Annotated in this window: 14 protein-coding genes; 10 read left to right on the forward strand and 4 right to left on the reverse strand. The window is 70.8% G+C overall.

Annotated elements, in window-relative coordinates; translation table 11 throughout:
* Positions 1 to 32: 32 nt before the first annotated feature.
* The 3 genes from KIP79_RS48880 (at position 33) to KIP79_RS02035 (ending at position 4,970) form a co-directional block, all read left to right on the forward strand.
* Positions 33 to 662, forward strand: a complete 630-nt coding sequence (locus KIP79_RS48880; RefSeq protein ID WP_261368000.1) for a carbohydrate binding domain-containing protein — start codon at positions 33 to 35, stop codon at positions 660 to 662.
* 69 nt (positions 663 to 731) lie between these two features.
* Positions 732 to 3,470 carry a carbohydrate binding domain-containing protein gene (locus tag KIP79_RS02030; protein ID WP_214102954.1) on the forward strand — a complete coding sequence of 913 codons (2,739 nt, stop codon included), beginning with the start codon at positions 732 to 734 and terminating at the stop codon, positions 3,468 to 3,470.
* Between the two features lie 123 nt (positions 3,471 to 3,593).
* A complete protein-coding gene (locus KIP79_RS02035; RefSeq protein ID WP_214102955.1) occupies positions 3,594 to 4,970 on the forward strand; it encodes a sensor histidine kinase in 1,377 nt (458 codons plus the stop codon).
* Here the strand turns inward: KIP79_RS02035 and KIP79_RS02040 are convergent.
* Positions 4,909 to 10,158, reverse strand: coding sequence for a non-ribosomal peptide synthetase/MFS transporter (locus KIP79_RS02040; protein WP_308169522.1), 5,250 nt, complete (start codon positions 10,156 to 10,158; stop codon positions 4,909 to 4,911). The two genes, KIP79_RS02035 and KIP79_RS02040, sit on opposite strands and share 62 nt — an antisense overlap.
* A gap of 198 nt (positions 10,159 to 10,356) precedes the next feature.
* Here KIP79_RS02040 and KIP79_RS02045 point away from each other — a divergent pair, with 198 nt between their 5' ends.
* Genes KIP79_RS02045 through KIP79_RS02055 form a run of 3 tightly spaced genes read left to right on the forward strand, consistent with a single transcriptional unit; the run spans position 10,357 to position 18,401 of the window.
* Positions 10,357 to 16,302, forward strand: coding sequence for a non-ribosomal peptide synthetase (locus KIP79_RS02045; protein WP_214102956.1), 5,946 nt, complete (start codon positions 10,357 to 10,359; stop codon positions 16,300 to 16,302).
* 10 nt (positions 16,303 to 16,312) lie between these two features.
* A complete protein-coding gene (locus KIP79_RS02050) occupies positions 16,313 to 17,905 on the forward strand; it encodes a condensation domain-containing protein (protein ID WP_214102957.1) in 1,593 nt (530 codons plus the stop codon).
* 10 nt (positions 17,906 to 17,915) lie between these two features.
* Entirely contained in the window at positions 17,916 to 18,401 is a 486-nt protein-coding gene (locus KIP79_RS02055) for an NUDIX hydrolase (protein ID WP_214102958.1), read from the forward strand.
* Here the strand turns inward: KIP79_RS02055 and KIP79_RS02060 are convergent.
* Positions 18,398 to 19,345, reverse strand: a complete 948-nt coding sequence (locus tag KIP79_RS02060; RefSeq protein WP_214102959.1) for an alpha/beta hydrolase — start codon at positions 19,343 to 19,345, stop codon at positions 18,398 to 18,400. The two genes, KIP79_RS02055 and KIP79_RS02060, sit on opposite strands and share 4 nt — an antisense overlap.
* Positions 19,346 to 19,976: 631 nt before the next feature.
* Here KIP79_RS02060 and KIP79_RS49160 point away from each other — a divergent pair.
* The 4 genes from KIP79_RS49160 to KIP79_RS02080 all read left to right on the forward strand — a co-directional run bounded on the left by KIP79_RS49160 (position 19,977) and on the right by KIP79_RS02080 (position 25,108).
* Positions 19,977 to 22,049 carry an N-acetylneuraminate synthase family protein gene (locus KIP79_RS49160; protein WP_308169539.1) on the forward strand — a complete coding sequence of 691 codons (2,073 nt, stop codon included), beginning with the start codon at positions 19,977 to 19,979 and terminating at the stop codon, positions 22,047 to 22,049.
* A complete protein-coding gene (locus tag KIP79_RS02070) occupies positions 22,049 to 22,999 on the forward strand; it encodes a glycosyltransferase family 2 protein (protein ID WP_214102961.1) in 951 nt (316 codons plus the stop codon). The genes KIP79_RS49160 and KIP79_RS02070 overlap by 1 nt, the downstream gene beginning before the upstream one ends.
* Entirely contained in the window at positions 22,996 to 24,279 is a 1,284-nt protein-coding gene (locus KIP79_RS02075) for a polysialyltransferase family glycosyltransferase (RefSeq protein WP_214102962.1), read from the forward strand. Before KIP79_RS02070 ends, KIP79_RS02075 begins: the two co-directional genes overlap by 4 nt.
* A gap of 67 nt (positions 24,280 to 24,346) precedes the next feature.
* Positions 24,347 to 25,108 carry a pirin family protein gene (locus tag KIP79_RS02080; protein ID WP_214102963.1) on the forward strand — a complete coding sequence of 254 codons (762 nt, stop codon included), beginning with the start codon at positions 24,347 to 24,349 and terminating at the stop codon, positions 25,106 to 25,108.
* A gap of 61 nt (positions 25,109 to 25,169) precedes the next feature.
* Here KIP79_RS02080 and KIP79_RS02085 read toward each other — a convergent pair whose 3' ends face one another.
* Together KIP79_RS02085 and KIP79_RS02090 are read right to left on the reverse strand one after the other, a co-directional pair.
* The gene (locus KIP79_RS02085) at positions 25,170 to 25,385 is read right to left on the reverse strand and encodes a hypothetical protein (RefSeq protein WP_214102964.1); all 216 of its coding nucleotides are present in this window, start codon (positions 25,383 to 25,385) and stop codon (positions 25,170 to 25,172) included.
* The gene (locus tag KIP79_RS02090; RefSeq protein WP_214102965.1) at positions 25,378 to 26,259 is read right to left on the reverse strand and encodes an RpnC/YadD family protein; all 882 of its coding nucleotides are present in this window, start codon (positions 26,257 to 26,259) and stop codon (positions 25,378 to 25,380) included. Before KIP79_RS02090 ends, KIP79_RS02085 begins: the two co-directional genes overlap by 8 nt.
* Positions 26,260 to 26,387: the final 128 nt, after the last annotated feature.

A 26,387-nucleotide genomic window follows, 5' to 3' on the forward strand; every position in this document is an offset into this window, starting at 1 on the left:
GAACTGACGGCCGACGTGGTCAGGAGACGTTGATGCGCGACGAATTCGAGCGGAACCTGGAGTCCGGCACCGGCAGCAACACCGCTACCATCTACTACGGCACCTCGTGGACCACGGCGAACATCCACTATCAGCCGTCGGGTGGGTCCTGGACCGCCGTACCGGGCGTCGCCATGGACGAGACCGCCTGCACCGGATGGAAGAAGAAGACCATCAACCTCGCAGCGGCGACCAGCCTGAAGGCCGCCTTCAACAACGGCGCCGGCACCTGGGACAACAACGGCGGCGCGGACTACACGATCGGCACCGGGGTCAGCCGGGTGAGCGGCGGCACGGTGACCGCCGGCAACCCGTGTGACAGCACCGGCGCCGTCTCCGCCACGTTCAACGCCACCGCCACCACCTCCTGGGGCCAGAACGTCTTCGTGGTCGGCAACCTGGCCGCCCTCGGCTCCTGGAACCCGGCCAACGCCGTCCCGATGTCGGCGACCGCGTACCCGACCTGGTCGGCGGCCGTCTCCCTGCCGGGCAACACGGCGGTCGAGTACAAGTACCTCAAGAAGAACCCCGACGGCTCGATCACCTGGGAGAACGGCGCCAACCGCACGTTCACCACGCCGTCCGGCCCCGCCTCGATCACCCGCACCGACACCTGGCGCTGACCACGATCTCCTGCCCCGGGCTTCCTGACCTCGCCCGGGGCAGGCCCTCACCTGACCTGAGGACCCGTCATGAAACATGTCCGGCTTGCCATACTCGCCGTGATCGCCCTGTTACTCCCACTCATTCCGGCCATCGCCTTCGCGGCCAACAGCGCGACCGTCTTCTACCAGAGCTCGTGGAGCACCACCAACATCCACTACGGCATCGGCGGAACCTGGACCACGGTGCCCGGCCTGCCGATGGAGCCCGCCTGCACGGGGTGGGTCAAGCGAACCGTCGACCTCGGCACCGCGACCACCTTCCAGGTGACCTTCAACAACGGTTCCGGCACCTGGGACAACAACAACGGCGCCAACTACACCCTCGGCACGGGGAACGTGACCGTGGCCAACCGGGTGATCGGCTCCGGTGATCCCTGCACCGGGACCAACGCGGCCGAGGTCTACTACTACACGCGGACCCGCGGGTGGACCACGACCAACATCCACTACGGCATCGGCGGGACCTGGACCGCGGTGCCCGGCGTGCCGATGAACGAGTCCGCCTGTGCCGACTGGGTCCGGCGCACGGTCAACCTCGGCACCGCGACCACCTTCCAGGTGACCTTCAACAACGGTTCCGGCACCTGGGACAACAACAACGGCGCCAACTACACCCTCGGCACCGGCCGCACCACCGTCCGGGACGGCGTGGTGACCGGGTCGGCCCCGAACCCCTGCCCAACCGCCTCCCCGTCCCCCAGCCCGTCACCGTCACCCAGCCCGTCACCGTCACCGAGCCCGTCACCGAGCCCCTCCCCGTCCCCGTCCCCCAGCCCCTCGCCGTCGCCCACCGCGCAGCCCGGTACGCCCCTGGGCGGCGATCCTCGCGAGGACAGCATCTACTTCGTCATGACCGCCCGCTTCAACGACGGCGACAGCGGCAACAACCGGGGCGGCAGCCAGCACGTCAAATCCGGCAACGCCGCCAACGACGACCCGATGTTCCGCGGCGACTTCAAGGGCCTCATCGACAAGCTCGACTACGTCAAGGCCCTCGGCTTCTCCGCAATCTGGATCACCCCGGTCGTGCTGAACCGCTCCGACTACGACTTCCACGGCTACCACGGCTGGGACTTCTACCGCGTCGACACCCGCCTGGAGTCCCCCGGCGCCACCTACCAGGACCTCATCAACCAGGCCCACGCCAAGGGCATCAAGATCTACCAGGACGTCGTCTACAACCACAGCTCCCGCTGGGGCGCCAAGGGCCTGTTCGTCCCGCCCGTCTACGGCGTCCGCGACAGCCAGTGGAGCTGGCTCTACTCGCCCAAGGTCAACGGCCGCGCCTACGACCCGATGGTCGAGCACCAGGGCGACGACCCCGCCCTCACTCCGGCCCAGAACGCCCTCGCCAAGGGCAGGCCGTACAACGGGGACCTGTGGTCGACCGAGGAACCGGCCGGGAACACCTGCCGGAACTGGGGCCAGCCCACCCAGTACTCCAGCCCGGAAGGGTTCCGCATCTACAACTGCCAGTGGCCGAACCCGACCTCGGGCATGTTCCCCGCGCAGTACTACCACCAGTGCTGGATCGGCAACTGGGAGGGCGAGGACGCCCGCAGCTGCTGGCTCCACGACGACCTGGCCGACTTCAACACCGAAAGCGCGGCCGTGCAGGAGTACCTGATCAACGCCTACAACAAGTACATCGACATGGGCGTGGACGGCTTCCGCGTGGACACCGCCGTGCACGTGCCCCGGGTCACCTGGAACCGCCGGTTCCTGCCCGCGCTGCGCCAGCACGCCGTCGAGAAGTTCGGCCCGGAGAAGGCCAAGGACTTCTACGTGTTCGGCGAGGTGGCCGCGTTCGTGCACGACAAGTGGAACCGCGGCTCGGTCAACCACTCGGCCCAGTTCTTCACCTGGAAGGAGCGCCGCGACTACAGCCCCGACGACGTGACGGCGGCCATCGAGCAGTTCAACTACGAGAACCTGATGGGCACCGCGAACCAGCCCACCAGCGACAACGCCTTCCTGCGGGGCAACGCCTACCACGCTCCCGACCACACGAAGTTCAGCGGCATGAACGTCATCGACATGCGGATGCACATGAACTTCGGGGAGGCGTCGAACGCGTTCAACAACGGCCGTGACTCCGACAACAGCTACAACGACGCCACCTACAACGTCGTCTACGTGGACTCGCACGACTACGGTCCGAACAAGTCCACCGTGCGGTTCGCCGGCGGCACCGACGCCTGGGCCGAGAACATGTCGCTGATGTGGACCTTCCGCGGCATCCCGACGCTCTACTACGGCTCGGAGATCGAGTTCCAGGCGGGCAAGCCGATCGACTGCGGCCCGACCTGCCCGCTGGCCACCACCGGCCGCGCGTACTACGGCGACAAGATCGCCGGAACCGTCACCGCGACCGGCTTCGGGGTGGTCGGCAGTGCGTCGGGGCCGGTGGCGACCACCCTTGAGCAACCGCTGGTCAAACACCTCCAGCGGCTCAACCAGATCCGCCGTGCCGTCCCGGCGCTGCAGAAGGGCCAGTACTCCACCGAGGGCGTGTCCGGCCAGATGGCCTTCAAGCGGCGGTTCACCGAGGGCGCCGTGGACAGCTTCGTGCTGGTGACCGTCTCCGGGTCCGCCACCTTCACCGGCATCCCGAACGGCACCTACACCGACGCCGTCACCGGCGACGTCAGGACGGTGAGCAACGGCACCCTCAGCGTCTCGCTGTCCGGCAAGGGCAACCTCCGGGCGTACGTGCTGAACTCCACCGTCGGGAAGGTCGGCGCGACCGGCCCCTACCTTCGCTGACCCGTCCGTCGAAACGATCAGGGCCACTCCGGCTGCCGGAGTGGCCCGCTGACCTGCCAACTTTGAGAGGTCCTTGAGAATGTCACGAAGGGATCATGGGATCGCCGTGAGTAGCCTCAAGGGATGTCCCTCCCCTGGTGGCGTACCCGGTCGATTCGCGGGCGGCTGACCCTTGGCGCGATGGTGATCGCCGTTCTCGTGCTCATTCCCATCGCCATCGCCGCCGATCTTGCTGTCCGCTATTACATCTCCCAGCTGGCGTGGGACGAAACCACCACCGCCGCCTCCGGGGTCGTGTCGAAGATCCAGAGCGGGCATCTCACCACCCCGATCCCGGCCAACGGCCCGATCAACTTGATCCAAGCCGTGGCGCCCGGCGGGCGGATCGTGGCCACCACCAACGCGGCCCGCGACCTGCCCGCGCTGAGCCCGGTCTGGCCGAGCCCGCAGAACCGGATCCAGATGCTCGTCTCCTGCCCGTTGCCCGGTGACGGCTGCATCTACGTCACCGCGATCCGCGCCGACGTCACCCCCGGCTCCCTCGTCGTGTACGCGGGCCGGGAGACCCCGCTCATGGTGCGCAGTCGCGTGCTGGCCGCCGCCCTCACCGCCCAGGTGCTGCTGCTGACCGCGTTCATCGGCTGGGTGGCCTGGAAGATAGCCGGGCGGGTGCTGCGCCCGGTGGATGACATCCGCCAGGAGCTGGCCGAGCTGACCGAGCGGAACCTCAACCGGCGGGTGCCCGTGCCGGCCGGGAGCGACGAGCTCGCCAGGCTGGCCATGACCGCCAACCGCGCGCTGGACCGGCTGGAGGACGCGATGGAACGGCAGCGCCAGTTCGCCGCCGACGCCTCGCACGAGCTGCGCACGCCGATCGCCGGCATCCGCGCCCAGCTGGAGAGCGGCCTGCTGCACCACGAGGACATGCCGGACGCGATCCGGGCGGCGCTGCGGGACACCGCCCGGCTGGAACTGATCGTCAACGACCTGCTCTTCCTGGCCAGGATCGGCTCCTCCCGGGCCGAGGCGCCGGAGGAGGTGGACCTGACCAACCTGGTCACCACCCATGTGGCCAACCGTCCGGCCCGGCTGCTCCCCAAACTCACCGCCGACCAGGACGTCCGGGTCTACGGGGTGGAGTCGCAGCTGGCCAGGGCCCTCACCGAGCTGCTGGTGAACGCCGACCGGCACGCGGCCGGGTCGGTCTCGGTGGAGGTGCGCCGCCGCGGCGGGGAGGCCGTGGTCGTGGTGGCCAACGACGGGGAGCCCATCGCCGCGGCCGACCGGGAGCGCATCTTCGAACGCTTCACCCGGCTGGACAGCGCGCGCAGCCGGGACCGCGGCGGCACCGGTCTGGGCCTCGCCATCGTCCGGGAGGTGGTGGAGGCGCACGGGGGCACGGTGGCCGCCGAGAGCGACGGCCAGGGGGTGCGCTTCGTCATCCGGCTGCCGCTCGCTCGGCTGCCGCTTGCCGCCGCCGAACTGCCTCAAGACCGATGAGGTCGTCCGGCGGCGCGTCCGGCACCTCGGCGTCGAACCTGGCCAGCCGCCGCACCCGCAGTCCGGTGAGCGCGATCACCGCGATGGCCGCCGCGAACACCAGGTAGAGCAGGGCGGTGCCGCGGCCGGGCCCGGTGCCGATCACCGCGCCGACCGTCCCGGCCAGCGCGCCGCCCTCGGCCAGCAGCGGTTCGAGCAGGGCGCTGCCGTACGGGGCGACCAGGCCGAAGGCGAGCGGCAGGGTGGACCAGGCGATCAGCGTGTTCAGCGCGATCACCCGGCCGTGGAAGCGCTGCGGCACCTTGACCTGGACGATGGTGGCGTAGATGCCGTTGACCAGGGTGAGCGCCAGGGACATGCCGAACGCGCCGATCCCGATCACGAGCAGGTCCTGGCGCAGCCCGGTGACCAGGCAGAAGACCGACAGCAGCAGGGTGGCCAGCAGCACGCCGCGCAGCCGGTGGCGGCGCGGGCCGCCCCAGACGGTCATCGCCAGGCCGCCGAGCAGCACCCCCGCGCCGCCGGCGAAGGAGACCCTGCCCACGTCGGTGAGCGTGGCGAAGGCCAGCACCAGCGGGCTGATCAGCAGGAAGAGCGGGGACAGGAAGATGTTCAGGCCGGCGAAGAAGAAGAGCATGGCGCGGAAGTTGCGGTTGCCCCAGGTGTAGCGGAAGCCTTCGGCCATCTCGGCCACCAGGGTTTCGCGCCGCCGCAGGCCCAGGGTGGCCGGGAAGCGGATGAGCAGCACCGACAGGAAGGCGAAGGTGTAGCTGGCCACGTCCAGCACCAGGATGCCCTCCAGGCCGATGGCCGCCATCAGGCCCACCGCGACCAGCGGCACGATCAGCTGGGCGGTGCCGGTGACCATTTGCACGATCCCGTTGGCGTGGCCGAGGTAGCGTTTCGGCACCAGCTGCGGGATGGCGGCGCCGTAGGCCAGGCGCTGGAAGGTGAGGGCCACCGAGAGCAGCACCAGCAGCGGGTAGATGTGCCAGAGCTCCAGGTTGCCGGTCCAGAGCAGCAGGCCGAGGGCGAGCTGGGTGCCACCCGCGCCGACGTCACCGGCGAGCATGACCTTGCGCCGGTCGTACCGGTCCACCACCACCCCGGCGAGCGGGGCCACGAGCATGCCGGGGACCAGGGCGATGACCGAGAAGAGGGCGAAGCTGACCAGCGAGCCGGTGGTGACGTAGATCCAGAGCGGGATGGCGAACTCGGTGAGCGCGGAGCCGACGATGGAGACCAGCTGCCCGGCGGCGACCGCGCCGAAGCGTTTCAGGCTGGGCCGGACGGCCGGTTGGCGCTCCTCCGCCTCGGTGGCGGTCCCGTGCAGCCACCAGGACCGCTCCGGCGCGCGTTCGATCGGCCCGGTACGGCCGTCAGCGATGGCCGCCCGGGTGCCGGTGACGATCTCGGCCAGTTCGGCGGCCCGGTGTTTGAGGAAGAAGTGCCCGGCCTCGTCCAGCACGACCAGGGCGGCCTCGCCGGTGAGGTGCAGCCATTCGCGGTAGCGCTCCTGGTAGAACTCGGTGGCCGGGTCGCGTTCGCCGACCACCGAGATGATGGGCGCGGCCAGCCGCGGGGTCTCCTGGGCGTACAGGCGGGTGAAGTACGCCTCCGCCTCCCGGGTCCCTTCGCGGCGGTTGCGGATGATGGCACGCAGCTGGTCCTCGTCGAGCTCTTCGACGTCGAGTCCGGCGGCGATGAGCGCGTTGGCCCAGACCCGGTCGCTGCGCAGCCGCTGGCCGAGGTCGCGCAGGGGCGTGAGCATCGAGGACGGGCGGGCGAACGGGAAGATGCCGCCCACGTGTACGGCGTCCACGGCCCGTCCGGCGGCCTCCAGGCGGCGGGCGATCTCCATGACCAGCATGACGCCCAGGCCGCAGTGGCCGTACAGGGTGACGGGGCCGGTGACGCCGGTGAGGATCTCCTGGACGCAGGCGTCGGCCACTTCGGGGATGGGACGGGTCTCCTCGTCCAGGCCCCACTCCTGACCGGGCACCGCGACCGCCTGCAGCGCCCAGCCCGGCGGCATGGCGTCGGCGAGCGGCTGGTAGATCGCGGCGCTGCCGCCCCCGTACGGCACGCAGACCAGCGTGGCCGTGGCCGCGCGCGGGGGCGTGAGCCGGTGGAGCATGCGCCGTGGCCCGTCATCGCCCCGGTTGGCCAGGGCCCGGACCGTACGGTGCCGGAAGATGTCCATGATGGTGACCGGCCGGTCCATGACCTTGCGGAGCTTGGCCACCACCTGCGCGGCCAGCAGTGAGTGGCCGCCGAGGGCGAAGAAGTCGTCCTCGGCGCCGACCCGGTCGAGTTCCAGGACGCGCGCCCAGACCTCGGCGACGGCCTCCTCCAAGGGGGTGGCCGGGGCCACGTACGCGTCTTCGGCGGCGCGCTCGCCGGACGGGTCGGGCAGGGCGGCCTTGTCCACCTTGCCGTGCGCTTTCAGGGGGAGCTCGTCCAGCCAGACGTAGCGGGCGGGGATCATGTACTCGGGCAGGAGTTCGGCCAGGTGGGCGCGGAGCGAGGGTTGCTCGCCGGTGCCGACCAGGTAGGCGACCAGCTTGTCGCGGCGCAGGTCCACCACGGCCTGGTGGACGGCCTCGTGGCTGGTCAGGGCGGCTTCGATCTCGGCGGGCTCGACCCGGTAGCCGCGTACCTTGAGCTGCTGGTCGGCGCGGCCGAGGAACTGGAGTTCGCCGCCGGCGAGGCGGCGGGCGAGGTCGCCGGTGCGGTACATGCGGGCGCCGGGTTCGCCGTACGGGTCGGGGAGGAAACGTTCGGCGGTGAGCGCGGGGCGGCCGAGGTAGCCGCGGGCCAGGCGGTCGCCGCCGAGGTGGACCTCGCCGACCACGCCGATCGGGGTGGGTTCGCCGCGCTCGTCCAGGACGTACACGCGGGCGCCCGGGAGCGGGCGGCCGATCGGCAGGACGGGGAGGGGGTCGGGGCCGACCTCGTGGGTGGTGACGCCGACCGTGGCCTCGGTGGGGCCGTAGTGGTTGAGCACCCGCAGGCCCGGGCGGGTGAGGCCGGCCGCCCAGGCGGCGGGGGCGGCCTCGCCGCCGAGCAGCAGCAGTTTGCGGGGGCGCACGTCGGCTTCGGGGAGCAGGGACGCCAGATGGGAGGGGGTGATCTTCAGGTAGTCGACGGTGCTCAGGGTCCTGGCGAGTTCGGCGGCGGGGAGGCGGGGGTTGAGCAGGTGCAGGGTGCCGCCGGTCATCAGGGAGAGGTAGAAGATCGTGATGCCGAAGTCGAAGGAGAGGGACTGGAGGAGGGCGTAGCTGCCGCCCTCCTCGACGGCCAGGCGTTCCCGGGCTCCGGCGAGGTAGGTGAGGATCTGCCGGTGCTGCACGGCCACGCCCTTGGGCTTGCCGGTGGTCCCGGAGGTGTAGATCACGTACGCCAGATCGCCCGGTTGCGCCGGATTTATCGGGAAATTTCCGCGTTCGTCGGGGGTGACGGTGTGGGTGACCGGGAGGGACTCGGTGGTGATGGCCACCTGGATCCCCGCGTCCTCGATCAGGTACGCCAGACGGGCGGCCGGTTGGGCGGGATCGAGCGGGACATAGGCGCCGCCCGCCTTGAGCACGGCGAGGATGGCCACCGCGATGTCCACCGACTGTTCCAGACATATCCCGACCCGCACATCGGGCCCGACCCCCAGTTCGGCCAGCCGCCCCGCCAGCGCATCCGACCTATCTGACAAATCGCCATAGGTGAGCGAGGTGTCCCCGCAGGTCACGGCCACCCGCGACGGCGGCCCTGCCACCACCTCGTGCAGCAGCGCGGCCGAAGGCGTGGCTGCACCCGAGACGGCGAAGGCCAGCACCTCGGCGTGCTCATCCTCGTCGAGCAGGGAGAGCTCCGACAGCCGCCGCCCGGGATCCGAGGCGACCGCCTTGAGGAGGTTGGTGAAGTGCCGGGCGATCCGCTCGATCGTCGAACGGTCGAACAGGTCGGTGTTGTAGGCCAGCTGCCCGTGGAACCCCTCCACCGTCTCGTACAGGTAGAGCGACAGGTCGAACCGGCTGATCCCCGGTTCCACCGGGAACGCGCCGAGCCGCAGCCCCCGCCCGTCCAGCCCGGTGCGGAAGTTCTGCAACGCCAGGGTGACCTGCGCGATCGGCGACCGGCTGACGTCGCGCTCGACGTTGAGCTCCCCCACCAGCCGGTCGAACGGCAGCTCCTGGTGGGCGTAGGCGTCCAGCGCCAGCGAACGGGTCCTGGCCAGGAGCTCGGCGAAGGTCGGGTCCCCGGACAGATCCGCCCGCATCGCCAGCGTGTTCACGAACATGCCGACCACCCGGTCCAGCTCCGGCACCCCGCGCCCGGCCACCGGGGAGGCCACCGCGAAGTCCCGCTGCCCGGAGTACTTCCCGAGCAGCACCTGGAAGGCGGCCAGCAGGATCATGTACGGCGTCGCCCCACTCCCGGCCAGCCCCGCCAGGGACACGGGCACGGGGAACTCCAGCACCGCCCCCACATGGCCCATCTCAGGCGGCCGCGGCCGGTCGGTCGGCAGGTCGAGGGCCGGCACCCCGGCCAGCCGGTCCCGCCAGTAGGCGATCTCCCTGTTCAGGTCCCGGCCGCGCTGCCAGGCCGCGTAGTCGCCGTACTGCACGGCGGCCGGGGGCGGGGTCTCGCCCCGGAGGAGGGTGAGCAGCTCGGAGAGGATGACGTCGAACGACCAGCCGTCGGTGACCAGGTGGTGGGCGGCCAGGAGCAGCACGTGGTCGGCGGGGGCCAGCCGTACCAGCAGGGCGCGCAGCAGCGGGCCCGCCGCGAGGTCGAAGGTGCGCCCGAGCTCGGCCTCGATCAGGGCTCTGGCCTCCTCCGGCGAGGCGGCCTCGGCGAGCAGGAACTCCGGGTGCGCTTCCTCGGCCACGGTGACCACGGGCACGCCGTCCAGGTCGGCGAAGCGGGCGCGGAGGGCCTCGTGCCGGTGGGTGATCTCGCGTAACGCCGCCTCGACCGCGTCCGGGTCGAGGTCGCCCTCGATCCGGACGGTGAGGGGCACGGTGTAGGTGGTGGTGCCGGGGCGGTACTGCTCCAGGAACCAGAGGCGCTCCTGGGCCGGGGAGAGCACGAGGCCGTCGGCGGGGTCACGCGGCGGGATGACGCGGGTCTCCTCGCGGCGGCGCAGCCGCTGGGCCAGCAGCGCGCGCTTGTCTGCCGACAGTGTGCTCACGACATCCTCCGACAGGCTTATCTGTAAAGATACTTTACAGTTTGCAAGTGATCGCTAGTGTGACACGTTCCACAAACCTCGCACAACCACTGAAAATGAGGGGTTGTCGGGTCCCGGCCGGACATGGTTCACTGACGCCGTTCGGAGATCTGTAAGCAAACTTTCCAGTAACAAACTTTCCAGTTTGGCGGTTCTCCCGTGTCACAGCCGCTCTCGTACGGCCAGGAACGGCTCTGGTTCCTGCATCGGCTCGACCCGCTGGACCACTCCTACAACACCTGCCATGCCGACCGGCTGCGCGGCCCGCTGGACCTGGACCGGCTGGCGGCGGCGTTCACCGCGGTGGCCACCCGGCAGGAGTCGCTCCGGACCTGCTTCACGGAGGTGGACGGGACGCCGGTCGCGGTGGTCCGCCCGCCCGCGCCCGTCCCGATCGCCGTGGTGGAGGCCGCCGACCTGGAAGCCGCCCGGCAGATCGTGTCCACGGCCGCCAACACACCCTTCGACCTGGCCACGCCGCCGCTGCGGGTGACACTGGTCCGGCTTTCGCCGGAGGACCACATCCTGGCGATCACCGTGCACCACATCATCGCCGACGGCATGTCGGCCGCCCTCCTCGTCACCGAACTGGCCGCCTGCTACGCGGGCGAACAACTGCCGCCCCTCCCCCTCCAGTACGGCGACCACGCCCGGGCGGAACGCGCCAAAGGTGCCCCCGACGTCGGCCCGTGGGCGGCGGCGCTGGCCGGAACCCCGGTGCTGGAACTCCCCCTGGACCGTCCCCGGCCGCCGCAGCGCACCGGGCGGGGCGGCGAGGTCACCTTCACGCTCGACCCCGGCCTGGCCGCGGCGGTCGCCGAGCTGGCCAGGCGGCAGCGGTGCACGCCGTTCATGGTCTGGCTCACCGCGTACCAGGTGCTGCTGGCCCGGCACAGCGGGCAGGACGACTTCTGCGTGGGCTCGCCGGTGGCACGCCGGGACCGCACCGAGTTGGAGCCGCTGATCGGCCACCTGGCCGGAACCCTCCTGCTCCGCACCGACCTGGGCGGGAATCCAAGTTTCCTGGAGGCGCTGCGGCGCACCCGGCGCACGGTGATCGAGGCCATCGGTCAGGCGGACCTGCCGCTGGAGTTGCTCCTCGGGGCGCTGGACATCGAGCGGGACCTGAGCAGGACGCCGCTCTTCCAGACCATGTTCGCCCTGCACACCCAGATCGGTGAGAACGCCTCCGCCGGGCCGGTGCCGGGCACCGAGGCGACCCCGTTCGCGCCGGGCTGGCTGGCCGCCAGGACCGATCTGTCCCTGGACCTGTGGCCGGCCGCCGGGGGCGCGTTGCTCGGCTCGCTCATCTACAGCGCGGACCTGTTCGACCAGGCGACCGCCGACCGGCTGGCCGCGCGTTTCGCCGTGCTGGTCGAATCCGTCGTGGCCGACCCGGAGACCCGGGTGGGCGATCTCGACCTGCTGCCAGAGGAGGAACGTTCCTGGCTGCTGTCGCGGGAACGGCCCGCCGAGGTCCCGCCGGTGACCCTGGCCGATCTGTTCCTGGCCCAGGCCGCCACCACCCCGGACGCGCTCGCGGTGGACGACTGGACGTACGCGGACCTGCTCGGCCGGGCCCAGGCACTGGCCGCCAGGCTGCGCGACAAGGGGGTCGGCCGGGGTTCGCTGGTCGCCGTGCAGGTCTCGCGCGGGCCGGGCATGCTGGCCGCCTTCCTCGGGGTGACCCTGTCCGGCGCGGCCTACCTGCCGGTGGACCCGGAGTATCCGCAGGCCCGGGTGGACTACGTGCTCGCCGACTCCGGGGCCGCCCTGACGCTGACCGACGCCGACCTGGAGGACCCGTCAGGCGTGGGCACCCTCGACGCGCTGCCGGAGCCGGGGGACGTCGCGTACGTGCTCTACACCTCGGGGTCCACCGGGCGGCCGAAGGGCGTCGTGGTCCCGCACGGGGCCCTGACCAACCTGCTGCTGGCGATGAAGGAGCTGTTCGAGGCGGGGCCTGAGCACGCCTGGCTGGCGCTCACCTCCACGGCCTTCGACATCTCGGCGGTGGAGCTGTTCCTGCCGCTGATCACCGGCGGGCGGGTGGTGGTCGCCTCCGCCGACCACGCCAGGGACGGGGTGGCGGCGGCCGAGCTGATCCGGGCCACCGGGGCCACCCATGTGCAGGCCACGCCGTCGGGCTGGCGCATCCTGCTGACCGGCGACCTGCCCGAGGTGTGCGCGGTCACCGCCGGGGAGCCGCTGTCGCCCAAGCTGGCCAGGGAACTGCGGGCCCGCACCAACCGCCTGGTCAACGGCTACGGACCCACCGAGACGACGATCTACTCGACGGCCTGGGACGTCCCGGCCGACCCCGCCGAGATCACCATCGGCCATCCGGTGGCCAACACGGTCATTCACATCCTGGACAGAGCGGGGAACCTCGCCCCCATCGGCGTCCCGGGCGAGCTGGTCATCGGCGGGCTGGGCGTCACGAACGGCTACCTCGGCCGCCCGGAACTCACCGCCGAGCGTTTCGTCCCCGACGCGGACGGCAACCGCCGGTACCGCACCGGCGACCTGGCCCGCTGGCGCCCCGACGGCACCATCGAGTTCCTCGGCCGCACCGACAACCAGATCAAACTCCGCGGCCACCGCATCGAACTCGGCGAGATCGAGGCGGTGCTGGAGCAGTTCCCCGGCGTACGGCAGGCGGTGGCGGCCGTCCGGGACGACACCCTGGTCGCCTTCGTCGTCCTGGCGGAGGGCTCCCCCGAGGACGTGCGGGCGCACGTGGCACGGTTCCTGCCCGGATACATGGTGCCCCGGCAGGTCGTGGCGCTGGACGCGCTGCCGATGACCCCCAACGGCAAGATCGACCGCAAGGCGCTGCCCACGGCGGCGAGCGCCGCCCCCGCCGCCGCCCGGGTGGCCCCGCGGACCGCCACCGAACGGCTGGTGGCCGGGGTGTTCGCCGACGTGCTCGGCAGGACGGCCGGAGAGATCGGGGTGTTCGACGACTTCTTCGCGCTGGGCGGGCACTCGCTGCTGGCGACCATGGTCGCCGCGCGGCTGCCCGTACGGGTGCCGGTGCGGGAGGTGTTCACCCGGCCGACCGCCGCCGCGCTGGCCGAGTTGCTGGACGGGCCCGCCGTACCGGGGTTGGCGGGGCCGCGGCCACGGGAGGCCGGGACGGTTCCGCCGCTGTCGGCGGGGCAGGAGCGGCTCTGGTTCCTCAACCGGCTCTATCCGGAGACCGACGCCGCCTTCAACATGTGGGTGGTCCGGCGGCTGCGCGGCCCGCTGGACGCCGACCGGCTGCGGGCGGCGTTCGCCGGGGTGGCCGCGCGGCACGAGAGCCTGCGCACCCGCTTCCCCGAGGTGGACGGCGGGCCGGTGGTGGTCATCGACCTGCCGGGCCCGGTGCCGGTCGAGTACCTGGAGCACGCCGATCCCGAGGCGGCCGTGGCGGAACGGGTGAACACCCCGTTCCAGCTCGCCGACCGGCCGCCGCTGCGGGTCACGCTGATCCGGCAGGCGGACGGCGAGCACGTGCTCTGCCTGGTGATGCACCACATCCTCGGCGACGGCTGGTCGCTCAACGTGCTCCTGGACGAGCTGGCCGACCTCTATTCCGGCCGCGCCCTGCCCCCGGTGCCGTTGCAGTTCGGCGACGTGGCCGCCTGGCAGCGGGCCCGCGACACCGACGGGCTGCTGGCGTACTGGCGGGAACGGCTGGCCGAGCCGACCCCGCTCGACCTGCCCACCGACCGCCCCCGTACGGCGGGCAGCGCGGGCCGGGGCGCTACCGTCACCTTCACGCTGGACCCGGCGACCGCCGAGGCGCTGGCCGCGGCCGGCCGGCGGAACGGGGCCACGCTCTTCATGACCCTGCTCGCCGCCTACCAGGTGCTGCTGGCCCGGCACAGCGGCCAGGACGACATCCTGGTCGGCACCTCCAACGCGGGCCGGGACACCCTGGCCCTGGAGTCGGTGATCGGTTACCTCACCGACATCCTCGTGCTCCGCGGCGACCTCGGCGGCGACCCGCTCTTCAGCGACCTGCTCCGGGCCACCCGGACCACCGTGCTGGACGCCTTCGCCCACCAGGGCATCCCGTTCGAGGACCTGGTCAAGACCCTCCAGCTGGAACGGGACCTGACGCGCACCCCGGTGTTCCAGACGATGGCCATCCTGCACACCGAGGACTCCGGGCACGAGCCGAAGCCGTTCGACGGGCTGGCGGTGGCGGGTTTCCCCGGGGGGCACAGCCAGGCCAAGTTCGACGTGATGCTGGAGGCCTGGCACGACGACGGTGCGGAGCTGCTGGTGCAGCTGGAGTACGACACCGCGCTGTTCGACGCGGCGACCGTGGCGGCGATGGCGGACCGGTTCGCGCTGCTGCTGCGCGCGGTGGCGGCCGATCCTGACCGGCGCCTGTCGGCGTTGCCGATGCTGACGGAGCAGGACTCGGCCTTCCTGGCGAAGGTCTCCGAAGGGCCCGCGCTCGACGCGACTCCCCCGCGTTTCATGGACCTCTGGGCTTCCAGCGTCCTGAAATTTCCGGATTCGGTGGCTGTTAGTTGTGGGGATCGGCAGGTCACCTATCGTGAGCTGGCCGCGATGGTGGATCCCAGTGGTCCGGCGGGGATCCGGGAGGTGTCCCTGGAGCGGTCGCCGGAGGGCGTCGCGGCGTTGCTCAGCGCCTGGGCCTCGGGGGCCGCGTACCTGCCGATCGACGAGACCCTGCCCCCGGAGCGCGCTGGGTTCATGCGGTCGGAGGCGGCAGGCTTCACGGGTGAGGACGCCGCGTACGTCATCTACACCTCCGGTTCCACCGGCACCCCCAAAGGCGTGGTCGTCGGCCAGGACGCGCTGGCCGCCCGGATCGCCTGGATGACCTCGGCGTACGGCCTGCGGCCGAGCGACCGGATCGTGCAGTTCGCGGCGCTCAGCTTCGACACCCACGCCGAGGAGATCTTCCCCGCGCTGGCCGCCGGGGCCACCCTGGAACTGCTCCCGGACGGCGCGGTCACCCTGCCCGACGTGCTGGCCGTCCGGCCGGAGATCACCGTCCTGGACCTGCCCACCGCGTACTGGCACCACCTGGTGGGCCAGCTCGACGACATCGCCTGGCCGCCGGGCCTGCGGCTGGTCATCCTCGGCGGCGAGGAGGCCCGGCCGGCCGCCCTGGCCCGCTGGCACGCCCGGTTCGGCGACCGCGTCCGGGTGGTCAACACCTACGGCCCCACCGAGGCCACCGTCATCGCCACCGCGACCGACCTGACCCCGGGCGATCCCGAGGCTCGGCTGCCGATCGGCAGGCCCGTCGCCGGGACCCTCGTGCGGGTGCTCGACCAGGCCGGATGCCCGGTGCCGCCGGGCGCGCCCGGGGAGCTGTGCATCGGCGGTGCCGGGCTGGCCCGCGGCTACCTGCGCCGCCCGGAACTGACCGCCGAACGGTTCGTGTCCGACCCGTGGGGGACGCGGGGTGCCCGGCTCTACCGCACCGGGGACCGGGCCCGCTGGCGGCGGGACGGGCAGCTGGAGTTCCTGGGCCGGACCGACGACCAGCTCAAGATCCGCGGCTACCGGGTGGAACCCGGCGAGGTCGAGTCCCGCCTGCTCGCCCACCACCGGGTACGGCAGGCGGCGGTGACCGCGCTCGACGACCGGCTCGTGGGTTACGTGGTGGGCGACGCCGGGGGTGACGAGCTCGCGGAGTTCCTGCGCGGGGGGCTTCCGGCGTACATGGTCCCTTCGGTCTGGGTGGAGCTGGCGGAGCTGCCGCTGACCCGGCACGGGAAGGTGGACCGGCGGGCGTTGCCGTACCCGGAAATGGGCGGGCAGGGTGAACGGGTCGCGCCGCGCACGGACGCGGAGCAGCTGGTGGCCGAGGTGTACGGCGAGGTGCTCGGGCTGACCGAGGTGGGCGCGCTGGACGACTTCTTCGCCATCGGCGGCCACTCGCTGCTGGCTGCCAGGGTCATCGCCCGGCTGCGCGCCATCACCGGGGTGGAGGTGCCGATCCGGACCATGTTCGACGGGCCCGAGGTGGCCGCGCTGGCCGAGGCCGTGGAGAACCTGCTGGTCGCGGAGCTCACCGAGCTGTCCGACGAAGAGGCGGCGCGGCTGGTGCACGGCCGCGCCGAAGAGTGAGGAGCCGCCAATGGGGTTGACCACCGCCCACTTCGCCGGAACCGGTGTACGTAGCGGCCCGCTCACCATGGGCCAGGCCAACATGGTGCGCTGCGTCCGCACCGATCCCCCCGAGCACATGAACTACCAGGTCATCCGGCCGCTCCCGCAGGGTGTGACGGTGGCGTCCCTGGCCGAGGCGGTGGGCGTGCTGCTGTCCCGGCACGAGTCCCTCCGCACGCTCTTCACCGACACCACCCAGGAGGTCCTGGCCGAGGGCACGCTGTCCGTCGAGGTCTGCGAGGAGGCGGCAGCGGAGGTCGCGCGGCGGCTCCAGGGCGGGCGGTTCGAGGTCGAGTCCGAGATCCCGCTCCGGGTGGCGGTCATCACCGCCGGCGGGGTACCCGAGCAGGTGGTGCTGGTGACCACGCACAGCGCGGTGGACGCGATCGGGCTGGCGGTGCTGCTCGCCGAGTGGGACCAGCTGGTGCTGGGCAAGCCGTTGCCGCCGGTGACCGCGCCCCAGCCGGTGGACGTCGCGGGCACCGAGGCGAGCCCGGCCAGCAGGCGCCGGGCCGAGGCGGCACTGCGCTACTGGGAGACCCAGCTGCGCCGCATCCCCCACTCGACCCTGACCGTCTCGGTGGACGACACCGGCACCGACTGGCTGCTGCCCCGGCTCCGGGTGCGCTCGGCCGCCGCCGCCCGCGCGCTGCGGCGCATCACGGTCCGTACGGGGGTGAGCGGGTCGGCGGCGGTGCTCGGCGCGCTGGCCACCCTGGCCGGGCTGCGCGGCGGGGCCGATACCGTGCCCGTGCTGTCCATCTCCGCCAACCGGTTCCGGCCGGAGCTGCGGGAGTACGTGGGGCCGCTCGCCCAGGACGCGCTGGTGCCCGTCGAACTCGATCACGAGTCCTTCGACGGGGTGCTCGGCGGGGTGCGGTCGGGCACGCTGGCCGCCTACCAGAACAGCCGGTTCGACGCGGCGGCGCTGATCGAGATCATGGAGCGGGTGCAGCGGGAACGCGGGGTCTTCTTCGCCCGGGACGTCGTCTTCAACGACATGAGCGCGCCCGGGCAGGGGGCCAGGGTGGTCGCCGCGTCCGACCGGGACGTGCGCTCGGCCTGGCTGCCCGAGGCGACGCTGCCGACCAGGACCTCGCTCTGGGTGAACCGGCTGGAGGGCGAGTACGACGCCGTGCTCTGGGCCGACCCGCGCTGCCTGCCCCGGGAGGACGCCCTGCTCCTCGGCGAGGGCGTCGCCCGCCTGCTCATCGAGGCCGGGCGGCGGGACGTCCCGCTCGCCGAACTGCCGGAACTGACCGGGATCAGCCCGGTTCCCCGGGGCGCGGGCTGGGTGCGGTCCGACCAGAACTGGACGGAACTCGCCGAGGTCCGGCGGCTGCTGCCGGAGCCCTCGGAGGTGGTCGTGGAAGGGGCGCGGCTGGTGGCGTACACGGCGGCGGACACCACCCCGGAGGAACTGCACGAGACCTGCCTGCGGCAACTGCCCGGCCGGATGTCCGCCGTCACCCCGCAGCACTACGTCATCTGCGCCAGGCCCCCAGGACTGGGGGAAAGCTGGCCGGAACTACCGCGCCTGCGCGAGGGGTCAGGGCGGTAGCCTCATCAGCGTGATCGTCCGTCCCTCCGCCCGGGTCCTCATCCTGGACGACGCCGACCGCATCCTGCTCTACCGTGCGCTGAGCACGACCGAGAATCCGGATTACGCCTGGATCACCCCGGGTGGCGGGGTGAACCCCGGTGAGGACCTGGCCACGGCCGCCGCTCGGGAGTTACGCGAGGAGACCGGGCATCGGGTGGCGCCGGAGGACCTCGGGCCGGTCGTCGCCGTCAGCTCCGGACCCTGGGAGAGCGCCGAGGGTGTGCGGTTCTACGGCGAGGACTCGTTCTTCCTGCTCCGGGTGCCCCACCTGGAGGTGGATGTTTCCGGCATGGAGGAGCTGGAGAGCTCCCTGCTGGACACCTTCCGCTGGTGGACGCTGCCCGAACTCCGTGCCGCCACCGAACGCGTGCTCCCGTACCGGCTGGCCGAACTCCTGGAGACCCTGCTCCACCGGATCCCGGCGGAGCCGATCGTCCTCCCCTGGCACCTCTAGCCGGAACTGCCCATCAGCACCGGCAGCGCCCGCTCCAGCGCCCGGGTCCAGTACGGCCAGCGGTGCGTGCCCTCGCCGTAGAAGTCGGTGGTGACCTCGACTCCGGCGGCCTCGGCGGCCTTGGCGAAGTTGGTGTTCTCGGTCAGCAGGGACGCCTCGCCTCCGTCCCGAGAGCCGCCCGAGTCCAGCGGGCCCGGATCGCCGTTGCCGCAGGAGATGTACAGGCGCAGGCCCTTCAGCCCGGCCACCAGGTCGGTGGGGTTGTGCGCCCGCCAGTTGTCCTCCTGGGCGGGGAGCGGCCCCCAGATGTCGTCGGGCTCCGCGCCGGAGCCGCGCAGGAAGTCGCTGAAGCCGGGCGGATTCGAGCGGATGTCGAGCACGCCGGAGAAGGAGGCCGCCGCCTGGAACACCCCCGGGTACCTGGACGCGTAGCTCATCGCGCCGTGGCCGCCCATGGAGAGCCCGGCGATGGCGCGCCGGTCGCCCACGCCGTACATGGGCTCGACGAGGGAGCGGACCTCCTTCATGTGGAAGGTCTCCCAGGCGGGGCCGTTCACCCAGTCGGTGTACCAGCCCATGCGGCCGCCGTCGGGGAGGATGACCACCGCCTTGGCCTTCGCGGTGACCCGCTCGGCCTCGCCCGAGCTGAGCCAGCCGTCGCCCGAGCTGGCGCAGCAGCCGTGCAGCAGGTAGAGGGCCGGCCAGCCGGTGGAGCCCTCGGTCCAGCCCTCCGGCCTGATCACCCAGACCGTGCCCTTGCCGCCGAGGGCCGGGGACTCGATGGTCACCTCGTCGACCCGCCCGCTGAGGTTCTCTTTCCCGAGGACCCGCGCCTGTTGGAACGCCTGCGAGGAGGTTTGCCCGGGCGCCGGAGGCTCCGAAGGCGACTCGGCCGTGCAGGCCGTCAACAGGAGAGCCGTCAGAACGCCCAGTATTAAACGCACGCCCTACTTCTACATCAAGTGCGAGGTCTACCGGAGGGGGTGCGGCCACCGGGCGGGGCACGGTGCGTGACCGCCCGGTGGGGATGGCGCTCCCAGGTCCCTTCTGGCCGTACGAACGGCCCGAACCAACCGTCATCACGGTACGAGCGCCCAGATATGTATGTCAATCCAACAAACTAAGCCGATGAAAGTTTCACGCGGCGGGCTCGCCGGACGGATCCGGCGAGCCCGCCAACCCCTCTGGCGAGGGCTTGACGCCCCCGATACGAAGCGGTGATCGGGGGCGGTCCGTCCAGGCGATACGGGGGCTTATCGCGAACGGACGGTGTCATGGACGGAAACAATTCCCGGCCAAGTACGAAATTGCTCCCGCGAGATCATTTAATCGATTGCCGAAACCCGAAACCAGAGCCACTACCCGCCAATATCGCGCCATTAGTGGCTCTTTCGGATCATGCCCTGGATCTTGTGCTGGCCTGGGGGAGCATCCCGTACAGAACGGAAAGTTAAGCCGCAGGCTTCTCGTTGTTCAGCTTTTTCACCCCCTGCGGGATACCCTCATGGCTAGGTTTCCAGGCACCCCCGCTGCTCCGGGGCATGTTGTCGCAGGTAAGAGGAGTGTCAGGTGCGTGTGCTTGCCGTTGTCCCGGCGCGTGGCGGTTCAGTGGGGGTTCCACTGAAAAATCTGGCGAAGGTGGGAGGCACCCCGCTGGTCTCCCGTGCCGTGCTGGCCTGCGTGCGCGCCGAACTGGTGGACACCGTGGTGGTCAGCACCGACCACGCCGGCATCGCCGAGACCGCCGAGCACGCCGGGGCCCGCATCGTCGACCGCCCGGCCGAGCTGAGCGGCGGCACCGCCTCCAGCGAGTCCGCCGTGCTGCACGCGCTGGACGCGCTGGCCGCCGCCGACGGGGCCGAGGACCCGGAGATCGTCATCCTGGTGCAGTGCACCAGCGCCTTCATCGACCCCAAGGACCTGGACGCGGCCGTCGCGAAGGTCCGGGACGGCCAGGCCGACGTGGTCTTCTCCGCCATGGAGACCTTCGAGTTCGTGTGGACCGCCGACGGCCAGGGCATCAACCACGACCGGTCGTACCGCCCGCGCCGCCAGGACCGCGAGCCGCACTACCGGGAGACCGGCGCCTTCTACGTGATGCGCACCGCCGGGTTCCGCTCCAGCGGCCACCGCTTCTTCGGCACCGTCGCGGTGCAGCCCGTCCCCGCCGTGCACGCGGTAGAGGTGGACACCACCGAGGACCTGGAGATCGTGCGCGCGCTGGCCCACGTCGTGGACGTGCCGCAGCCCATCGACGTGGACGCGGTGATCACCGACTTCGACGGCGTGCACACCGACGACCGGGCGTACGTGGACTCCGAGGGCCGCGAGATGGTCGCGGTCAGCCGCTCCGACGGCATGGGCGTGGCGCTGCTCAAGCGCTCCGGGGTCAAGCTGCTGGTGCTGTCCACCGAGCAGAACCCGGTGGTCTCGGCGCGGGCCCGCAAGCTCGGGGTGCCGGTGCTGCAGGGCCTGTCCACCAAGCAGACCGCGCTGCGCGACTGGCTCACCATCGAGGGGCTCGACCCGGCGCGGGTGGCCTACGTCGGCAACGACCTCAACGACCTGGGCTGCATGAGCCTGGTGGGCTGGCCGATCGCGGTGCCGGACGCGCACCCCCGGGTGCGGGCCGCCGCGCGGGTGGTGCTCACCCAGGCCGGCGGGGCCGGAGCCGTACGCGAGCTGTGCGACCGGGTGCTGGCCGCCCGTCCGCCGCTGGCCGAGACCGAGCAGCCCCCGGCCCGGCCGCTGACCTTCCGCGCCCGCCAGGCCGCGGTGCCCGCCGTACGGATCGGGGAGCACCTGCTCGGCCCCGGCCACCCGGTGTACGTGATCGGCGAGATCGGCATCAACCACAACGGCGACGTGGACATCGCCCGGCGGCTGATCGACGTGGCGGTGGACGCGGGCTGCGACGCGGTCAAGTTCCAGAAGCGCACGCCGGAGATCTGCGTGCCGGTGGAGCAGCGCGGCCAGATCCGGCAGACGCCCTGGGGCGAGATGACCTACATGGAGTACAAGATCCGGACCGAGTTCGGCCGGGACGAGTACACCGAGATCGCCGCGCACTGCAAGGACCGGGGCATCGACTGGTTCGCCTCGCCGTGGGACGTGCCGTCGGTGGAGTTCCTGGAGGAGATGGACGTCATCACCCACAAGGTGGCCTCCGCCTCGGTGACCGACCACGAACTGCTCCGCGCGCTGGCCGCCACCGGCAAGCCGATCATCCTCTCCACCGGCATGTCCACCCTGGAGGAGATCGACAAAGCGGTGCGGATCCTCGGCACCCAGCGGCTGGTCATGATGCACGCCACCTCCACCTACCCGCTCCCCCCGGAGGAGGCCAACCTCCGCACCATCGCCACCCTCCAGGAGCGGTACGGGGTGCCCGTCGGCTACTCCGGCCACGAGCGCGGCCTGCAGATCTCGCTGGCCGCCGTCACCCTGGGCGCGGTCACCGTGGAGCGGCACATCACGCTGGACCGCACGATGTGGGGGTCCGACCACGCGGCCTCGCTGGAGCCCAGCGGTCTGGAGCACCTGGTCCGGGACATCCGCATCATCGAGCAGGCCCTGGGCGACGGCGTCAAGCGCGTCTTCCCCGGCGAGGAGGCTCCCCGGGCCCGGCTGCGGCGGGTCACCGTCTGATGATCACCCTCTCGGTCATCGTCCCGGTGAAGGACGGCGAGGCGTACATCGCGGACACGCTCACCTCGCTCGTGCGCAACGCGCGTGCCGACTTTAAGGTGCCGGACTTCGAGGTGATCGTCGTCGACGACGGCTCGGCGGACGCCACCGGGACGATCGTGGCCGAGTTCCGGGACGAGCTGCCCACGCTGCACGTCATCCGGCACAGCGAGCCCGCGGGGCTGGCCGGCGCCCGCAACGCGGGGCTCCGGCTGGCCTCCGGGCGTTACGTGACCTTCCTGGACGGGGACGACTGGCTCGGGCGGGGGTACCTGGCCGAGCTGGTGGCCGCCATCGAGGGCCTCGGGTGCGACTTCGTCCGGGTGGACCACGTGCAGTCGGAGGGCCGCCGCCGGGAGACCCACTGGGCGCCGGAGGCCCGGCGGAACACGGTGCTCGACCCCCGTGAGTCGATCCTGCCGGCGGATGCCAAGACCATGGTCGACTATCCGTACGCCTGGGCCGGGATCTACCGGCGGGAGCTCGGCGACCTGCTGAACTTCCCCGCCGGGTTACACACCGCCGAGGACCGGCCGTGGATCTGGCGGCTGCACCAGCGGGCCAAGTCCTTCGCGGTGGTCTCGCTGGCCGGGGTCTTCTACCGGCGCGGGCTGCCCGGCTCGCTGACCCAGATCGGGGACGCCAGGCAGCTGCACTTCTTCGACGCCTTCGACGTCCTGTTCGCCGAGGTCGAGGAACGGTTCCGGCCCAAGGCGGTGCGGACGTTCTGCGCGTTGCTCGCCAACCATCTGGAGCAGCGCGACCGGCTCACCCCCGAGACCGCCGCCGCGTTCGAGTCCCGGGGGGCGGAGATGCTGGCCCGGCTCCCCGCCGACCTGGTCACCGAGTCGGTCGAGACGCTGGACCCGAAGCGGCGGGCGCTGCTGGTCCCGGAACGGAGTGCGACGTGACCCAGTTGTTCCACGCCTCCCGGCTGTTCGGGGCGATGACGCTGGCCGCGGGCATCGACGCCGGGGCGTTCGGGCCGCCCGGGGAGCGGCGGGTGCTGCTGCTGACCAACAACGCCGACATTCCGGAGATCGCGCTCGGGCTGGACGAGGCGCCCGGGTTCGCGGCGTTGCGGTCCCGCTTCGACGAGGTGCACTCGTGGAACGAGATCATCGCGCCGTTCCATCCGGCCGAGTGGAAGCCGCGGACCATCGAGGTGCCGGTCTTCGGGCGGCTGCTGCTGCACCGTCTCGGGATAGACGAAATCACCGAGGTGGCGATCGAGTCCGTGATCGTGCCACCGTCCCGGCTGCTGCCCGGCCTCTTCAAGGACTGCGGCATCACCGTCTACTCCGACGGCCTGATGGCCCACAGCCCGACCCGGGACGTCCTACCCCACGAGATCTCCGCCCGCGTAACCCGCCTCCTCCACCTCGGCCTGGTCCCGGACGTCGCTCCCCTACTCCTCAGCGAACACGGCGTTCCGCCCCAACTGATCCCGGCCACCCACTTCCGCCAGGTGGTGGACGAGCTCTCCGCCGCCGGTCTCCCTCAGGGCGGTTCCCCTGATGGCCCGGTGTTGATTCTCGGGCAGTACCTCTCCTCGCTCGGCATCCTGTCGCTGGACGAGGAGCACCAGCTGCACGCGGGCATGCTCCGGGCCGTCGCTGCCCGAGGGCACCATGACGTGATCTTCCAGCCGCACCCGGCCGCCCGTCACAGCCAGGGCCGCGAACTCCGCCCCCTCGCCGCCGACCTCGGCCTCCGGCTGACCTTCACCCCTGAGGGCATTCCGGCCGAATCCCTCTTCGCGACCCTGAGCCCCGCCCTCGTGGTCAGCTGCTTCTCCACCGCGCTGACCACGGCCAAGGTCTTCTTCGACCTGCCGGTGGCGACCATGGGCACCGAAATGCTGCTGGAACGGCTCACTCCGTACGAGAACAGCAACCGCATCCCGGTCACGATCGTGGACGCGACCACCCCTCAGCTGTTCCCGGACGGCTCGCTCACCGATCCCCCGCCGGTCGACCTTCCCGGCCTGATCAACGCGGTCGCGTACTGCATGCAGCACACCGCCCACCCCGAACTCCGCGAACCGGCTCGTGACTATCTCGCGGCCAACGGCCCGGCCCGCTACTTCAAACGCCGCCGCCTGGAAACCCTCGACCTCGTCACCACCCCCGCCCCACCGCAGTCCCGCTCCGGCCTCTCCCGCCTCCGCTCCCTCATCCCGGGCCGCTGACGGGAACATCCCCCACCCTCAGATGGTTTACATTTCAACCAACTCGGGATTCATGGAGGGACTGGACATGGCTGACGTCACGGTGACGCCCGGCATCGACATCCGGCGGGCGGAAGACCGCTTCAAGACGCAGATCGGGTGGCTCGACTCCAAGCACTCCTTCTCCTTCGGCGGACACCACGACCCCCGCAACACCCACCACGGCGTGCTCCTGGTCAACAACGACGACATCGTCACCCCCGGGATGGGCTTCGAGACCCACCCCCACCGGGACATGGAGATCGTGACCTGGGTGCTGCGCGGCTCCCTCGTGCACCAGGACTCCGAAGGCCACTCCGGCGTCATCTACCCAGGGCTCGCCCAGCGCATGAGCGCCGGCACCGGCATCCTCCACTCGGAGAAGAACGACTCCTGGCGCCTCCAGGGCGACCCCCACAGCGACCCCGTGCACTTCATCCAGATGTGGGTCGTCCCCGACACTCCCGGCATCACCCCGGGCTACGAACAACTCGAAATCGACGACTCCCTGATGCGCGGCAAACTGGCCCCCGTCGCCTCCGGCCACCCCGACCACGACGCCGCCATCCGCATCCAGAACAAGTACGCCACCCTCCACGCCGCCCGCCTCTCCCCCGGCGACACCATCACCCTCCCGGAGGCCCCCTTCCTCCACCTCTTCATCCCAGAAGGCTCCATCACCCTCGAAGGCGCCGGCCCCCTCACCAAGGGCGACGCCGCCCGCCTCACCGCCGTCAGCGGCAACCGCGTAACCGCCACCGCCCCCACCGAACTCCTCCTCTGGGAAATGCACGCCACCATAGCCGCATAAAACAAGCGTGGCCCTCCGGGCACCCGCCCGAAGAGCCACGCATTGTAGAACTCGAAGGACTTCAGCTGAAGAGCTGATCTGCAGAGGTCACGGTCAACGACTTGTTCAGCCAGGCGTCAAGCTGAGCCAGATCGGTACAGGACATGATCCGCTCGCGATCCTCCTCCGACACTTCGATCTCCCGATTCCCGAGAAACCGCAGGATCGCGCGCCCCATGCCTTTTGCCCAGATCCTCTTGCCGGGTTCACTTAGGACGAGGCTCGAGAACTCAATCAAAGAGGTCCTCGACGGAGGTCACGTAGGACGCCTTCTCCAGCCACAGGTACAGCTGAGCTTCCTCGGTACACGCAAGAATTCGCTCACGAGCCGAGTCAGACACCTCGACCTTCCGAAACTCGAGAAGCCGCAGGACAGAGCGCGCTTCGCCTATGGCCCTGCCTTCGTCTCTTCCTTCGTCTCTGCCTTCGGCCCGAAGTTTCTGGGCGTATTCGCTCTGGAAGCGGTGGGTCTGTGCGGTCATGAGACGCTCCATCTCCTTCTGTGCACTTCCGGTCAGCGCCACGGTGACGAAATCAGCGTACTCCTGGGCCTGCGTCGAATCGATGCTGGCCAGGGCATCGACCAGGGTGGCGAGGATAATGTTGATCTCTGGGTGCTTGCTGTGGGTGATCGCGGAGATCGCGGCCAGGCCGATGTTGCCGACGGCCCGGGCAATGTCGGTGATCACGGGGGTGTTGTCGGGGCCGATGACCAATGGGGTCAGGGTCAGGCCAGGATGACCGGTTTCGATGGGAGCGGCGGCCCACTTGGCGGTTGAGCTGTCTTTGCAGATGACGACGAGGCAGGCGGGGCACTTGTCGCGAACGCGGACGTTGGCGATGTAGGCCAGCCAGGTGCCGTGCTTGTCCGGATCGCGCTTGAGTTGGACTTCCACGATCACGGCGAGCTTCCGTCCGCCATCCTCGGAGTACAGGAGCACTCCATCGGCCCGGTACTCGGTTGGCTGGATCTTCGTCAGATCTGGGGAGGCAACTACGGCATCACCGTCCTTGGGGATGTCTAGGTCGAACAGTTCTCGGAGGGCACAGGCGGTATTCACCGGATCCAACTTGGCGATACCGGCCAATCCCTCATGGAGGGGAGTAACCATGTGCGGAAGATTACCAAACGCAATCGAACACTAGCTCCAAGTTACCATATGTGATGAATGTGCAGGTTATGGCTTAGGTGCTATTTCGGGCTTTGGCGTATACCTAATGGGTATTTGTCGGGCAAGAT

This window comes from Acrocarpospora catenulata, assembly GCF_018476525.1.
Lineage (GTDB): Bacteria > Actinomycetota > Actinomycetes > Streptosporangiales > Streptosporangiaceae > Acrocarpospora > Acrocarpospora catenulata.

What these genes read in the sequence shown, in the direction of transcription:
- KIP79_RS02070 (WP_214102961.1), top strand. Translation starts at nt 22,049, where the DNA reads ATGATCACCCTCTCGGTCATCGTCCCGGTGAAGGACGGCGAGGCGTAC.
- KIP79_RS02035 (WP_214102955.1), top strand. Translation starts at nt 3,594, where the DNA reads ATGTCCCTCCCCTGGTGGCGTACCCGGTCGATTCGCGGGCGGCTGACC.
- KIP79_RS02090 (WP_214102965.1), bottom strand. Translation starts at nt 26,259, where the DNA reads ATGGTTACTCCCCTCCATGAGGGATTGGCCGGTATCGCCAAGTTGGAT.
- KIP79_RS48880 (WP_261368000.1), top strand. Translation starts at nt 33, where the DNA reads ATGCGCGACGAATTCGAGCGGAACCTGGAGTCCGGCACCGGCAGCAAC.
- KIP79_RS02050 (WP_214102957.1), top strand. Translation starts at nt 16,313, where the DNA reads ATGGGGTTGACCACCGCCCACTTCGCCGGAACCGGTGTACGTAGCGGC.
- KIP79_RS02080 (WP_214102963.1), top strand. Translation starts at nt 24,347, where the DNA reads ATGGCTGACGTCACGGTGACGCCCGGCATCGACATCCGGCGGGCGGAA.
- KIP79_RS02030 (WP_214102954.1), top strand. Translation starts at nt 732, where the DNA reads ATGAAACATGTCCGGCTTGCCATACTCGCCGTGATCGCCCTGTTACTC.